14 protein-coding genes and 1 pseudogene are annotated in these 13,368 nt (G+C 46.4%); 10 read left to right on the top strand and 5 right to left on the bottom strand.

Annotated features, from left to right (window positions below; all coding sequences use genetic code 11):
* The first annotated feature begins 65 nt into the window (after window positions 1-65).
* Window positions 66-1,238, top strand: coding sequence for a glutamate 5-kinase (proB, locus tag QT996_RS06210; protein WP_333045284.1), 1,173 nt, complete (start codon window positions 66-68; stop codon window positions 1,236-1,238).
* 1 nt (window position 1,239) lies between these two features.
* Here proB and QT996_RS06205 read toward each other — a convergent pair whose 3' ends face one another.
* On the bottom strand, window positions 1,240-2,043 hold the full coding sequence (locus QT996_RS06205) for a hypothetical protein (protein WP_333045283.1): 804 nt from the start codon (window positions 2,041-2,043) through the stop codon (window positions 1,240-1,242).
* A gap of 593 nt (window positions 2,044-2,636) precedes the next feature.
* Here QT996_RS06205 and ndk point away from each other — a divergent pair.
* On the top strand, window positions 2,637-3,086 hold the full coding sequence (ndk, locus tag QT996_RS06200) for a nucleoside-diphosphate kinase (protein WP_333045282.1): 450 nt from the start codon (window positions 2,637-2,639) through the stop codon (window positions 3,084-3,086).
* 154 nt (window positions 3,087-3,240) lie between these two features.
* On the opposite strand, the gene QT996_RS06195 is transcribed toward ndk, so the two are convergent.
* The gene (locus tag QT996_RS06195) at window positions 3,241-3,987 is read right to left on the bottom strand and encodes a creatininase family protein (RefSeq protein WP_333045281.1); all 747 of its coding nucleotides are present in this window, start codon (window positions 3,985-3,987) and stop codon (window positions 3,241-3,243) included.
* On the opposite strand from QT996_RS06195, the gene QT996_RS06190 reads away from it, so the two are divergent.
* The 3 genes from QT996_RS06190 (at window position 3,976) to QT996_RS06180 (ending at window position 5,259) form a co-directional block, all read left to right on the top strand.
* Entirely contained in the window at window positions 3,976-4,128 is a 153-nt protein-coding gene (locus QT996_RS06190) for a hypothetical protein (protein WP_333045280.1), read from the top strand. The two genes, QT996_RS06195 and QT996_RS06190, sit on opposite strands and share 12 nt — an antisense overlap.
* 123 nt (window positions 4,129-4,251) lie before the next feature.
* Window positions 4,252-4,410 (top strand): hypothetical protein, encoded by a 159-nt coding sequence (locus tag QT996_RS06185; protein ID WP_015174720.1) that lies wholly within the window; start codon window positions 4,252-4,254, stop codon window positions 4,408-4,410.
* A 111-nt stretch (window positions 4,411-4,521) separates the two neighbouring features.
* Window positions 4,522-5,259 carry a response regulator transcription factor gene (locus tag QT996_RS06180; RefSeq protein WP_333045279.1) on the top strand — a complete coding sequence of 246 codons (738 nt, stop codon included), beginning with the start codon at window positions 4,522-4,524 and terminating at the stop codon, window positions 5,257-5,259.
* Between the two features lie 173 nt (window positions 5,260-5,432).
* On the opposite strand, the gene QT996_RS06175 is transcribed toward QT996_RS06180, so the two are convergent.
* The 3 genes from QT996_RS06175 to QT996_RS06165 all read right to left on the bottom strand — a co-directional run bounded on the left by QT996_RS06175 (window position 5,433) and on the right by QT996_RS06165 (window position 9,203).
* On the bottom strand, window positions 5,433-6,188 hold the full coding sequence (locus QT996_RS06175) for a 4'-phosphopantetheinyl transferase superfamily protein (protein ID WP_333045277.1): 756 nt from the start codon (window positions 6,186-6,188) through the stop codon (window positions 5,433-5,435).
* A gap of 122 nt (window positions 6,189-6,310) precedes the next feature.
* Window positions 6,311-7,624, bottom strand: a complete 1,314-nt coding sequence (locus tag QT996_RS06170; RefSeq protein WP_333045276.1) for a dihydroorotase — start codon at window positions 7,622-7,624, stop codon at window positions 6,311-6,313.
* Between the two features lie 217 nt (window positions 7,625-7,841).
* Complete coding sequence (locus QT996_RS06165) at window positions 7,842-9,203, bottom strand: histidine phosphatase family protein (RefSeq protein WP_333045275.1); 1,362 nt, start codon at window positions 9,201-9,203, stop codon at window positions 7,842-7,844.
* A 241-nt stretch (window positions 9,204-9,444) separates the two neighbouring features.
* Here QT996_RS06165 and QT996_RS06160 point away from each other — a divergent pair, with 241 nt between their 5' ends.
* The 5 genes and pseudogenes from QT996_RS06160 to QT996_RS06140 all read left to right on the top strand — a co-directional run.
* A complete protein-coding gene (locus QT996_RS06160) occupies window positions 9,445-11,037 on the top strand; it encodes a type II CAAX endopeptidase family protein (RefSeq protein WP_333045274.1) in 1,593 nt (530 codons plus the stop codon).
* A 352-nt stretch (window positions 11,038-11,389) separates the two neighbouring features.
* Entirely contained in the window at window positions 11,390-11,602 is a 213-nt protein-coding gene (locus tag QT996_RS06155; protein WP_333045273.1) for a hypothetical protein, read from the top strand.
* Window positions 11,603-11,697: 95 nt separating this feature from the next.
* Window positions 11,698-12,045, top strand: a complete 348-nt coding sequence (locus QT996_RS06150) for an NINE protein (protein WP_333045272.1) — start codon at window positions 11,698-11,700, stop codon at window positions 12,043-12,045.
* A 165-nt stretch (window positions 12,046-12,210) separates the two neighbouring features.
* Window positions 12,211-12,948, top strand: coding sequence for a helix-hairpin-helix domain-containing protein (locus tag QT996_RS06145; protein WP_333045271.1), 738 nt, complete (start codon window positions 12,211-12,213; stop codon window positions 12,946-12,948).
* A gap of 26 nt (window positions 12,949-12,974) precedes the next feature.
* Window positions 12,975-13,292: pseudogene (locus QT996_RS06140) on the top strand (DUF29 domain-containing protein); the annotation flags it as partial.
* Window positions 13,293-13,368 lie beyond the last annotated feature (76 nt).

Genomic DNA, 13,368 nt, shown 5'->3' with positions numbered 1-13,368 from the left:
GGCATGGGGTAGGGGCCAAACAGGGAATTGGGAATTGGTAATTAGGAATTGGGAATTGGTAACTAATGGCAACAGACAACAGTCAACAGTCAACAGTCAACAGACAACAGTCAACAGTCAACAAACAACCGACTAAAACTATTGTTGTTAAAATAGGAACTTCGACGCTGACTCGATCGACTACGGGAAACTTAGCTCTTTCAACTATTGCTGCATTGGTCGAAATTTTAGCTGATTTACGGCAGCAAGGCCATCGAGTAGTTTTGGTTTCTTCTGGTGCGGTTGGAGTTGGCTGCGCGCGCTTGGGTTTGACGGAACGCCCGCGAAACATTGCTCTGAAACAGGCTGTGGCGGCTGTGGGCCAAGGGCGACTGATGCGTGTGTACGATGACTTGTTTACTACTCTACAACAGCCAATCGCTCAAGTATTGCTCACTAGGGGCGATTTAGTCCAGCGTAACGGTTATGTTAACGCTTACAATACTTTTCAGCAACTGCTCAGATTAGGCGTGATTCCGATCGTCAATGAAAACGATACAGTAGCCGTAGACGAGCTCAAATTTGGCGATAACGACACGCTTTCGGCGCTAGTAGCGAGTTTGGTAGAAGCAGATTGGTTGTTTGTGCTCACAGATGTCGATCGGCTGTATTCGGCAGATCCGCGCAGCAATCCCGACGCGCAGCCGATCGCCCTAGTCCAAAGTATGGCACAGCTCACAGAATTTCAGGTGCAAACAGGAGATTCCCGCAGTGGTTGGGGGACCGGCGGAATGGTGACAAAAATAGAAGCGGCGAGAATAGCAACGGCATCGGGAGTGCGGACTGTCATCACTGACGGCTGCTTTCCTGGTAATATCGAGAAAATACTTAACGGAGAGTCGATCGGCACTCAATTTGAGCCTCAACCGCGCCCTGTAAACGCTCGCAAACACTGGATAGCTAACGTGCTAATTCCGGCAGGAAAACTATATTTAGATGCGGGTGCTGTCAAGGCAATTTCCCACGGCGGAAAATCGCTTTTAGCGGCGGGTATTGCTCAAGTAGAAGGAGAATTTCAAGCTGATGATTCCGTGCAGTTGTGCGACGCAGACGGCAAGCAAATTGCTAGAGGGCTTGTGAATTATAGCAGTTTAGAATTGAGACAAATCCAGGGATGCAAGTCAGATAAAATTGCTGAGATTTTAGGCTATGCAGGCGTAGAAACGGCGGTACACCGAGATAATTTAGTGATTGTTTAAACTACCCAATATCGAGACACTCGATCGGGCAATGAGCGAACGCAGAAATTGAGGATAGTTGCAGCACAGTATTACAAGAATTTGTTTGGGTGTGTCGGAACAGCTCGTTCATCGATTCTGTAAACAGTTGAAATACATTTTGTGCTAATTCTAAAGCTGCTTGGCGTTCCGCATCAGTAAGTTTTATCTCTGCTAAAACTTGTAACATCTCTGGCGTGTTTAAAAGGTGATAATTTTCTAAACCCACATAACCTCCTCCAAAATAAACATATTCTTTTTGGGTAATTTGCTGTAATTCCATTACCACTGCTAGCGCCGCCTCAAAAAAAACTGTAGCCGTTCCTTCGAGGACTTCCACTAACACCAGTTTCTGAATGGGAGAGGCTTTCCAAGCGTAGCGTTCGATTACTGAACAAAGCGATCGAGTTTTTTTAGTTTCTTCACCCCAAAGCAGTCTGAAATCGCCGTAACTCATTAATTGGTTTAAGCCCAGTTCCTCTAGGTATTCTAGATAGTCGTGCCAATAATAGTTTTTTTTATAAGTATATTTATTAATGAGTTCCTGAACTTTGTTATTACTCGAAGATTCTCGCAGTACATATTTATTTAAATCGCTCAATCCCACAGCCAAAGGAGCCAGTACAGGTGCAAAAATTAGTCGTTGATTCGCGTGAATCTTTTTATTGGGTAGAAAGTCAAACAAGGGCAACTTTGCAAACTCTTGATTTTTTTGTTCAATGAATGCTACAATGGCTTTCATACTTTTTTCGCCTAAATAGTTGCTGTCAAGATCATCTTCATACATCCGTTAATTATCTATATTTTCGAGCCTAAATAATTGTGTTTATTATCATACATATTTGTATTTGAGATCATAGGTAAGAGTGTTTGCAGTCACAGGAACATGTGACCTGTATCATATGGTGTCAGAAGTTCGAGCATCTTGTTGGCTAGAGATAAAATGTTCTACATTTAAATTGCATATTTCGGGCGTGGCTCAAAGCCACCCCACAAGAGTTTGATTATTTCTTAACCGATAATTTAAAAACTGATTAACTTATATAGGCAAGTGAGCATTCTGCTCGCACTGCTAAAAAATGCTTTTTACAAAATGGCGGTGCTCCATGCAAATCAGTCCTAGAGCCATAGGAGTCTCGAAACCAGATTTCTTTGCAGATTCATCGCTGCTCAACAAAAATTTTTATGAGAAACCCGGTTTCTTTAACCCTTGGTTTTATTGCTTCTTCCCTCTTTCCTCTTCCCTCTTGTTATTCCTTCTTCCTTCTTCCTGCGGCCATAAGCCTCAAAATGACAATTTCTCATTCTCAGAATTGCCTTTAGGTGCGTTCTGAGTTACTCTATCTTTTGGATCAGTTAACACAATTATAGGAGTTAATCTTGGAACGGACTTTTTTAGCGATTAAGCCCGACGGCGTACAGCGCGGACTCGTCGGCGAAATTATCGGTCGTTTTGAAGCCAAGGGCTTTAAGCTAGTTGGTATGAAGCTAATGACGGCGAGTCGCGAACTTGCCGAACAACATTATGGCGTACACAAAGAAAGACCCTTTTTTGCGGGGCTGGTAGACTTCATCACTTCCGGGCCGATTGTGGCGATGGTGTGGGAAGGCGACGGCGTTGTGGCCTCGGCGAGGAAAATGATTGGCGCAACAAATCCTCTGAATTCAGAACCGGGGACAATTCGCGGCGATTTGGCTGTGAATGTCGGTCGCAATATTATTCATGGTTCTGATGCTGTAGAAACTGCCCAGCAGGAAATTAGTCTCTGGTTCAAGGAAGAAGAATTGACTGCTTGGACACCTTCTTTAACTCCTTGGATTGTAGAGTAGTTTTGATATTCTCCCGATTGATTAATCGGGAGATATAGCTTTTCTCAAACAGATGAACTCTCCTATCGCGGACTCACTCATAACTGTAAAATATAGAAGAGTTTGACATTTTTACTCGTTACCAAGCTATTGCTAGTAACAAGAAGAAAAAACGTTAATCGGAACTTAAAAACTCCAAATAATTATTAGTCAATTCTTTGACTGCTAATTCGTAAAACTGCTGACCGTGTTCGGGGGTTGCTAAGCCCGGATTTGAACCCATTCTCCCGTCGGGAAATCGGCGGCGGAAGTCAGCAGCACCGAAAATTTTGTGCCCGGAACCGACTTCTTGCGAAAGCGGAGCTTGCTTGATTGCTTCTGGATAAAGATAGTGGGTTAAGGCGACTTCGCTGGGGGTGGCGTGGGAACCTTCTTGGTTTCCGTATAATTCTTTTGCTAGTTGGTAAACTGAACCGCACATGAACCAGTTGCCGATTTGACACTGGATTCTCTCGGCATTCGGTAAATTTAAGTCCGACAAATGTGCGTATGTCTCGGAAAATGCTGCTTTCATCGTGGCAATGTTGCCGCCGTGACCGTTGATGAAGAAATATTTCTCAAATCCCGCTTTTGCCAAAGATGTGATATAATCCCTGATTACGAGTATCAGCGTCTGCGGTCGGAAGCTGATTGTGCCGGCAAAGCTGGTGTGGTGCAAGGCCATCCCGACATTAATTGTCGGGCCGATTAAGGCATTGGCAGCTTCGCCGACACCGCAGGCGATCGCCTTGGCAGCAATGGCGTCAGTCCCGATCAAGCCGGTGGGCCCGTGCTGTTCGGTTGAGCCGATGGGGATAATTATGCCTCGGGAGCTTTCGAGATAAGCTTCTACCTCGGGCCAGGTACTCAAATGCAGCAACATGATAGGCAGTCTACAGAATTTTTACTTGCTATCGTCGATCGTAGCGGGCACGGGAAGAAAAAGGAATTTCGGCAAACTTATTATTGTATTCTTAAACAAAGCTCTACAGTGCGATCGCAACTTTACCGTTATATTACTTAACGTTAATAATTTAACCATTTGATGGCCAAAACTTTACCTTTTAATAACCTTTTAAGAGTAGTATAACAAGCATATCCCTCTAGATTGGGTGTTACGTGGTCAATTAACAGCGGGCAATGTTTTATGAAATTAACACCGACCCCGAAAAATGACCAGACTTCTGTGGCCTGGACGCAGGCAGACAGCGCGGTTCCGGCAACTGCTCTACGGCTGTATTCCTTACACGAGCAAGTAGCGAAGGTCGAGCGCGTGTCTGTGGGATGGACTGGCGAAAGATTCTAAGCCATCGAACTTTCTGGCGATCGTACAATCGATCGCAGCGCGAGAGTGCCTCAGCTACTGAAGAAGGCACCTCCCGCTAGCCACATACAAACATCACTCCCACTTATATTTATGTCTTCTGCTGAATTAAGCGAAAGTCCTTCAAGGTTGGCTGTTGGACAAGCCGGCCGCATCTTGTTATTGGAAGGTGAAGACCTGTTGCGGGAAATGCTAGCTTTAGCCCTTAAAGAACAGGGCTATGAGGTGGTGGTTACTAGCGACGGGCGCAACGCTCTGCCTTCTGTGCAGGCTTCTTCATACCAGAGTGAATTTGCCTTTAACCTGTTAATTATGGATTCAATCAACGGTTTGGATCTGTGTCGAATGTTACGGCATCAAGGAAATCCCGTACCTATTTTGATTATCGGTGCTAGAGGAAGTGCCAACAATTGCGCTTTTTACCTAGAAGCCGGATCGGATGATTATCTGACCAAGCCTTTTGGAATGCGCGAGTTTATCGCTCGCTGTCGGGCGCTGATGCGACGCCAGCGCCTCGGTCAGTTGCCGCAATCGATGATGCTGCAATATAAGAGCATAACTCTGTATCCTGAAGAGTGCCGCGTGTTGGTTCGCGGTCTGGAAGTGAAATTTTCTCCTAAACAGTTTCGCTTACTAGAACTATTTATGAGTTCTCCCCGGCGAGTTTGGTCTCGCGATCAATTGCTGGAAAAAATTTGGGGTCAAGATTTTATCGGAGACAGCAAAACAGTTGATGTTCACATCCGCTGGCTGCGCGAAAAGTTGGAAATAGATCCGGGCCAACCGGAATATATCATTACGGTACGTGGGTTCGGCTATCGATTTGGTTAATGTTAAGTAAGTTCTAGGGTGGCAAGTTGCAATCAAATAAACGTAGGGACACAACAATGTTGTGTCCTTATTGGTCTATGCAGGGTTCGCAATGCAAGAGCTTGAAGGCTCAACCAGTAGACCTATTGTAGCGATCGTTGCTGTTATCTTTTACCATTGGCGATCGGTATAACTCAAAACTCCCCTGTCCACTCCCAACAATGAAGTTGCGAGCAATCTCCTGCAACCGCAACAGCCGCCACCATATCTGAACTCGGAATTAATTCAATTAAAGACCATCTCAATGCTTCTTCGGGGTTGTCTTCAACATTTAATAGCGCTGCCGGTTCTCCTGGTGCGAGGGTGACATCAAACTGATTCAGGGGAATTGAAAGTCCTTTACCGACTGCCTTGATATAGGCTTCTTTGCGAGTCCAGCAGGCGAAAAAAGCTCTGGGTTGGAGATGTTCTGGGAGCGATCGCAGCACAGAGATTTCTAAGGGTGAAAAAAACTTTTCAGCAATTTCCAGGCAAGGAAAGTTGGTATTTATGCCTTCAATATCGACACCAATATCTCGATTGTTGGTAATTGCAATTAGAGCCATTCCGCCCGAGTGAGACAAATTGAAACGCAGGGTATTTCCACCTTGGGCGGCGATGAGAGAAGGTTTGCCGTAGGAATTGTAGTCAAAGCGCAAAATGTGAGAATTTATGTTAAGATAGCGACTCAGAATCGCTCTCAGCGCGCCACGACTCACAATAAATTGCGATCGATCTTTTGGAAAGCGAAAACGATCAGCTTTTGTCCGCTCGTCGGTAGAGAGAGTCTCTTGTAAACTCTGCAAGCAAGATTCTGTTTGAGCCAGAGACACGCGCCAAACATCAATTTCGCCCAGATTCAATGTCAAGTCTAGCGGTGGAGAATTCCACGAATCAAAAGCAGCAATCATGTATTTATCTTGTCTTATGAGTCACCTCATGCAGCAGTCCCAGAAACAGGCAAGATGCCTGTTCTACTTTTAGAAACAGGCATCTTGCCTGTTCTACAACACATGAATTTCAATCCCAAGGGTCAATTAATCCAGGTTTGTACAACTTTTCCTGCTAATTGCTGTCCCAACCAAGGCGTATTTGCCGATCGCGACTTCAGACTTTGCCCGTCAACAGTCCAACTCATTTCCGGGTCGAACAAAATCAGCTCAGCAGAGACTCCAGTCGCAACCGTGGCGGGGGCTTGTCCCAGACAAACGGCAGGGCCTGTGCTCAAAACTCGCCACAGTTCTAAAGCCGAAAATTCGCCGGTTTCTACCAGTCCGTGCCACAGTAAAGGCAAAGCTAATTCCAAGCCGATCGCCCCGGGCGGACTATCAGCAAAAGCCACAGTTTTCTCCTCATAAGTATGGGCGTTGTGATCGATCGCGATCGCATCAATTACCCCATCTTTTACAGCTTGAATCAGCGCTAATTGGTCGTTGAGATTGCCCAACGGCGGTTCTAGGTGTAAATTCGGATCGTAGGGCAACGAAGCAGTCAGAGCATTTTTCCCGCCGGCATCTTTAGAGTTTCCTGAAATTGCCCCGACATTCAACAGCAAGTGCATCCAAGTCACACTCGCAGTCACCGGCAAACCCCGCGCCTTCGCATCTCGAATCAATTCCACACTGCGCGCCGTAGAAACGCGCATAATGTGCACCGGAGTTCCCGCAGATGCCACCAACTCCAGAATTGCCGCCAAAGCCGAAGTTTCCGCACTCGCCGGAATTCCCGGTAAACCCAACCGCACCGACATCGCACCCTCCCTCACCGCACCATTTCCTGCCAAAGTTCGATCGCACGGCCACAAAGCCACCGACTTGCCCAAAGGCTTGATATACTCCAGCAAACGCCTCACCAGAGCCGGATTAGACAGCGGCCAACCGTCCGCAAAACCCACCACTGGACAGGAGGCCAGCTCGCCCAACTCTGCCATCTGCTGCCCTTTAACGCCCGCTGTCAGCGCTCCCCAAAAATACAAGCGGGGGAGTCCGGGCGACAAATTGCGGATATGTTGTTGCAACAAAGCTAAACCCGCCAAATTGTCAACAGGTGGCGAGGTATCCGGCAAAATCGCCACTCGCGTAAAACCCCCAGCCGCCGCAGCCTGCATCAGAGATTCCAGCGTTTCCCGATCCTCAAAACCCGGTTCTCCGCTGTGGCTGTAGATATCAGTTAACCCCGGCCCCAAAATCAGTCCCTGGCAATCCCGCACTTGGGTGTCAGCGGGAAACTCGGTAATTTTTTTGTCAACGGCTTCGATCTTACCTTCGGTAATTAGAATATCAGCGATGCGATCGCTCCCTGAAACTGGATCTAGCACTCGTACATTTTGTAGCAGTTCGCGGCTCATATAGCAGAAGGAAGAAGGAAGTTCGGCAACGGATTATGTAACGGATGTAACGGATGTCAGGAAGAAGGAAGAAGAAATCCACCGCATTAGTTTCAGGAATTAAGCACTTCCTAAGCGTCGAGCGCAGTTGTTATCAAAATTCAAACATTTTTCAGGCGGGCGAAGCGTAGCGGTGGGCATTCCTTCCGCTACGGGTTCGCGCTGAACACTTTACTAATTACAGTGCTCCTGCGGCTGTTTGGTCAAAAACGCCGCCGCTCAAATGAGTTGTGACATTCATCGCCTGCAATACTGGCAAACCATCGGGGCCGTGAGGATAATCAATCACGCTAACGGCTCCGTTTCCTTGTTTGAACTTCCAGAAATGTTCTGGTTCCAAACCGAATAGGTGGCAGAGAATTGCTTTGTTAATGGCATCGTGAGCAACCACAATCCCAGTACCAGAAACTGATTGTACGATTTCTCGCCAAGCTGCGATCGCTCTCTGCCAAACTTGCTGCAAATTTTCTCCTTCGGGCATTTGGACTTTTTCAGGAGATGTTTTCCATTCTTCTAGCAAACCCGGATAGGATTGTTCTATTTCTGATTCAAACTTTCCTTCCCAAAGTCCGTGGCTGATTTCTCTCAACTCATCGCGGAGTTCCAGTTGCAAACCGCCGTGATATTTGAGAATAATTTCCGCAGTTTCTTTCGGGCGCAGCATCGAACTGCTGATGGCAAAATCCAATTTTACATCCTTGAGAAATTCTGCCGCCCGCCGGGATTGTTCGCGGCCGTTATCGTTGAGAGGCACGTCAATTTGCCCCTGAAATTTACCGGCTTTATTCCAGTCGGTTTCGCCGTGACGCACCAGCAACAATCGCGGGCCTTGGTGTCCGTCCCTCGGTTTGGGAAAAATTTCCCCGGTATGGGAAGTTAAATTCACCGATTCTAATTGAACTGCAACTTTCTTTTTTGGCTCTCCGGGTTTGTAGTTGGTAACAGGGGAAGTTCCAAAATTAATGACACTAATTCCGCAATTTGACTGTTGAATTGATTGATAGTAATCCGGGGTAATTTCCGAGGCGGTGGCAATAAGAGCGCGGTTGATTCCGTTGTGACCTATTACTAGAATTGTGCCCTCCTGGTGCCGCGATAAAAGTTCTTGCCAAAAGTGTCGGGCGTTAGCAAAAATTGCTAATACTGGGAAGTGTTCGATTTCTCCGTCAGCAGATGGCAGTTTCATGGAAAATTTGTCTGGCTGTTTTTGCCACTGCTGATATGCTTCGGGGAATTTGTCGATCGCATCTTGGCGCAACATTCCTTCCCACAGAGGCAAATCGATTTCCATCAAATTATCAGTTGGCTGGAGTTGTGGGGGATTTGTCAAGCGCGACAGGATGATTTCCGCTGTTTCTTTGGCTCGTTGTAGGGGGCTGGTATAGGCGGCATCAAAGGCGATACTGCTGAGTGTGTCGCCTACTTGCTGGGCGGCGCTGCGGCCTGCTTCTGTCAAAATTGATTTATCGAGGCGGCCTTGGATGCGGCGTTCTTGATTGTAGGTGCTTTTGCCGTGACGGACTAAGATAATGCGGGTCATTCGATTTTAGATTTTAGATTTTAGATTTTAGATTTAGCCTGCTACCCCGCTGCGGGTGTGCAGTACGCACCTTATCCCTACATGGCGGGTCAAGGATTTGTGGCGTAAGTCTTGTTGAGGCGAGTCAAAAAGATTAGCCAGTGAAATTTTACCAGTTGTCGGGATACTCTCGTCTGCAACAACCTATGATTAAAGACGGAAAAGATTTAGCCACGGATTCGCGCGGGACGGAAAAGCAGGAATGACACTGAAGCGGGTTATTTTAGGTATTTTAACGGCGATCGCGATCGCCCTGGTCGGTTTATCTTTACTTGCTAGTTGGAATCAGCCGCAAATTCAAAGCCGGCTGGAACTCTACCAGACAAATTTGCTGCTTCACGCCTCTGAGTGGCAAGGAGAAAATAATCAGAGTGTTAATTTAAGTTCGGCGCGCAACAATATTGTCGGTACAGATCCTTTAAATACGGCTTTGACGCAATATCAAGAAGCGCGAGACTCGACTCGCAAAACTCTCGAAACAACTCAATCACAATTTAAAGGAATTCAGTCTGCCATCGCCTCCAAGTCTGCTGATAATACTCTGAACTTGGCTCAAAACAAGGCTTTGTCAGAGTCTATCGATCAACAGTCAGTGCTGCTAAACGAACTTGACTTACGCTTGGGAATTTTGCAGGGAAGCAGCGACAAAACTGAGGCGGCGATCCAAACTTGGAACAATTTAGTTGAGCGCTACAAAACTCAAATAGATTACGACTCTTCGGTGGTAACTGCTAAAGTTTTAACTGGGATTTGGAGCAATCCGGCTCAACTGCTGCCGGATGCCGAGCAGAACATTAAAAAGTCTTTGGACGGCTGGTTTCGCTATAGCGCTCTCGCTCAACTTTATAAGCTCCAAGAACGTTCTAAAGAGCTGGTGGCGCTGCAAGCAGCAGAGCAAGCAACGGCTGAACAAGCTATAGAAAAGTTGGCAATTGTGGTTGGCGTTCCGGCGATCGCACTTTGTATTGGCACGGTTTTGCTGGTTGGTTTGACCGTGCAGTGGCTGTTGCAGCGGAAGCAGTTAGAGAAAGCAGATTCGGGGCCGCTGTTGGCGCGAAATGCGAGCTTGCCTTGGGATGTGCCTTGGGACGGTGAGATTGTTTGGCAGGTGCTGGTGGTCGGCTTTTTCTTTGTCGGGCAAATCTTGATTCCCTATTTGTTGCTGCCTGTTTCTCTGGCTGTTTTAAAACTCAACCCAGCTACTTTTGACCCGCGCGACAAGGCTTTTTATATCTTTGCTACTTATTTGTTGCTGTCGGCTGGGGGGCTTTCGGTACTGTATTTTTCGGTCAAGTCTTTTTTGCCTTTGCCTGAAGGTTGGTTTCGGATTAATTGGCGGGGAAGTTGGTTTTTGTGGGGTTTTGGCGGCTATTTTGTTGCTTTGCCTTTGGTAGTTTTGGTGTCGCTGATTAATCAGCAATTCTGGCAGGGACAAGGTGGCAGTAATCCGATTTTGCCGATCGTTCTTGAAGGTAGGGACAACGTGGCTTTGGCGGTGTTTTTCGGCACTGCTGCGATCGCCGCTCCGGTTTTTGAGGAAATTGTGTTTCGGGGCTTTCTGCTGCCTTCTCTGACTCGCTATTTGCCTGTTTGGGGGGCGATCGCAGCTTCTGCTTTCTTGTTTGCCGTGGCTCACTTGAGTGTCTCGGAGATTCTGCCTTTGGCGACTTTGGGTGCGGTTTTGGGGTTTGTGTACACGCGATCGCGCAATCTCCTTGCTCCTATGCTTCTCCACAGTCTTTGGAACAGCGGTACTCTCCTGAGTCTGTTTCTTTTGGGCGGGGGCGCGAGTTAATTGGGGCGGTTGTTAATAATTGTGAATTAATCGGTTTTTTTTGACAGCGATCGTCAGAGCGATCGACTCTTGCCAAAAACAGCAGTAGGTTCTTCGGTGCGCCCCTGATATCTAGTCCAGTAAAATAACCGGAATTTCAATAGGGGCGGGTTCACCCTAATCTGTAATATCAGCCACAGATCCAGATCGACCCGCCCCGGTTCCTTACTTTAGCGGAAAAACAGGGTTTAACATGGAAGTAATATCTTGTCGGCTGATGATTGAGAGACTCACCCGGGCGATCGCACCCAACGGAAGTTGACAATCCGGCTAATTTATAGCTAAATTTTAATTTAGGATGAGGCTTAAACCCATGAGCAATTTGAACAGCCGCAAGTTAGAGGGAACGCCGAGTTGGATGCGTTTCGCACCCTACGCAGCCTTGGGCCTTTTAATATTTTCTCTCAATTCAGGCAGCGAACTCAATTATTTCTTGAGAGGCTACTTGGTGATTCTACAAGCTCAAGTCGGTATAGTTCTGCTGTATTTTGCGATGTCTAAGTTTCGCAAAAACCCAAATAAATGAGTAAAAATTAGTAAGATTACTTAGGTTGATAGTTCCAGCTCCCGCCTTCAAATTTGATCGCGGAAGTTAAAAGAAAAAAACTGGGGAAAGTAAAAATGGTAAAAGATAAAACCGTAGCAGTTGTGTTAGCTTTCTTTGTAGGAGGTTTCGGAGTTCACAAATTTTATTTGGGCAATAACTTAGCAGGGGTATTATACTTGCTATTTTCTTGGACATTAATTCCGTCACTGATCGCATTTTTCGATTTTATCGGCCTGCTGCTGATGTCGGAACAAGCTTTTCAGGTTCAGTACAATGGCGGTACGTTGCCGTCGGGGTATGCCCTCAGAGCGGCAAAAGATGTAACCGGGGCGATCGGCGAATTGAAAAAACTTTACGATATGGGCGCAATTACCGCCGAAGAATATGAAGAAAAACGCCAAAAACTGCTGCGAGAACTGTAATTAAGAAGGCAGAAGGCAGAAGGCAGAAGGCAGAAGGAAGGAAGAAGGAAGTTCGGCAACGGATTATGTAACGGATGTAACGGATGTCAGTCCGATGGAAGTCGGAAGAAGGAAGAAGGAAGAAGGAAGCCCACTATTAAAAAAGTGGAAGTGAAATAAGTAAGTGTGAGAGCACAACTATTTAAGGATAAAATTAAAGTGTCTCAAGATTTATACTGGCTGCGTCAAACTCCAAACTGGGTGTGGTATTCTTTTATTCCCTACTTCGGCGGATTGGCGATCGCCTATGCAGGCCAAAAGTCAAATATTCGCAGTTGGATGGGATGGGGTGTTGCCATTACTTTAGCAGCCCTAGCGGTATCTTCTTCAACTAATTTGGGTACGATCGTTTGGATTGCTCAAATTGTCACTGCTTTTAGTTTGAAAAAGCGCTATCTCATCAAAACCGCACCCAGAGGTATACTGGTCCCGGCAAGTGCAACGAATGCCGAAGAACTGGCAAACGTGCGCGGCAAAATAGATATTAATGAGTGTACCAAAGACGATATGGTAAGAATCTTGGGTTTGCCGATCGTCTACGCCAACGATATTGAATCTTTACAAAACGAAGGCTACATTTTCACCCACGCCGAAGAGTTATCAGAAATAGCCGGAGTTCCCGAAAGTCACGTCAGACGCATCGCCCCGATGATTTGCTTCAGCTACAATTATCAAAAAGAATTGCAGTTTACTTGGAAACGGTTAAATATTCTTTCGCCGGAAGAGTTGATCGCCAGCGGTTTAGATCGGGCTGTTGCGGAAAAAATAGTTAGAGAAAGGCAGAGAAAAGGCGCTTACAAATCAGTTGTCGAAGTCAAGCGGCGCACGGGACTGCCTTTTGATTCCTATCGCCATATTTGTTAATTTACAGTTGTTCGCACGAACCGCTTATGACAACAAAATTAGAAGTTGAACGACAAAAATTGTATGATACAGATTACCTGAGATGGATCGAAACCACTGTGGAAAAGTTGCGGGTTCGCGACTATTCAAACATCGACTGGGAAAATCGGATTGCAGAAATAGAAGACATGGGGCGAAGTGAACGCCGGAGTTTAGAGAGTAATTTGGTGGTAATTCTCCTGCACTTGCTCAAGTGGCAATTTTAACCGGATCAAAGAAGCGGTAGTTGGAAAGGCAGGATTGTCGAACATCGCAGACGCATTCGCAAAGCTCTGAAAGATTCCCCCAGTCTCAAACCATATCTTAGACCTCTTGCGAAAGTCTCAGGCGATCTCTAATTTAGTCTTTAAAGAAAGTTCATAATTATAAATGCCAGCGATC

The sequence above is a fragment of the Microcoleus sp. S13C4 genome (assembly GCF_036700865.1).
In the GTDB taxonomy this organism is placed as follows: Bacteria; Cyanobacteriota; Cyanobacteriia; order Cyanobacteriales; family Microcoleaceae; genus Microcoleus.
This window is presented reverse-complemented; position numbering and strand designations above follow the sequence as displayed.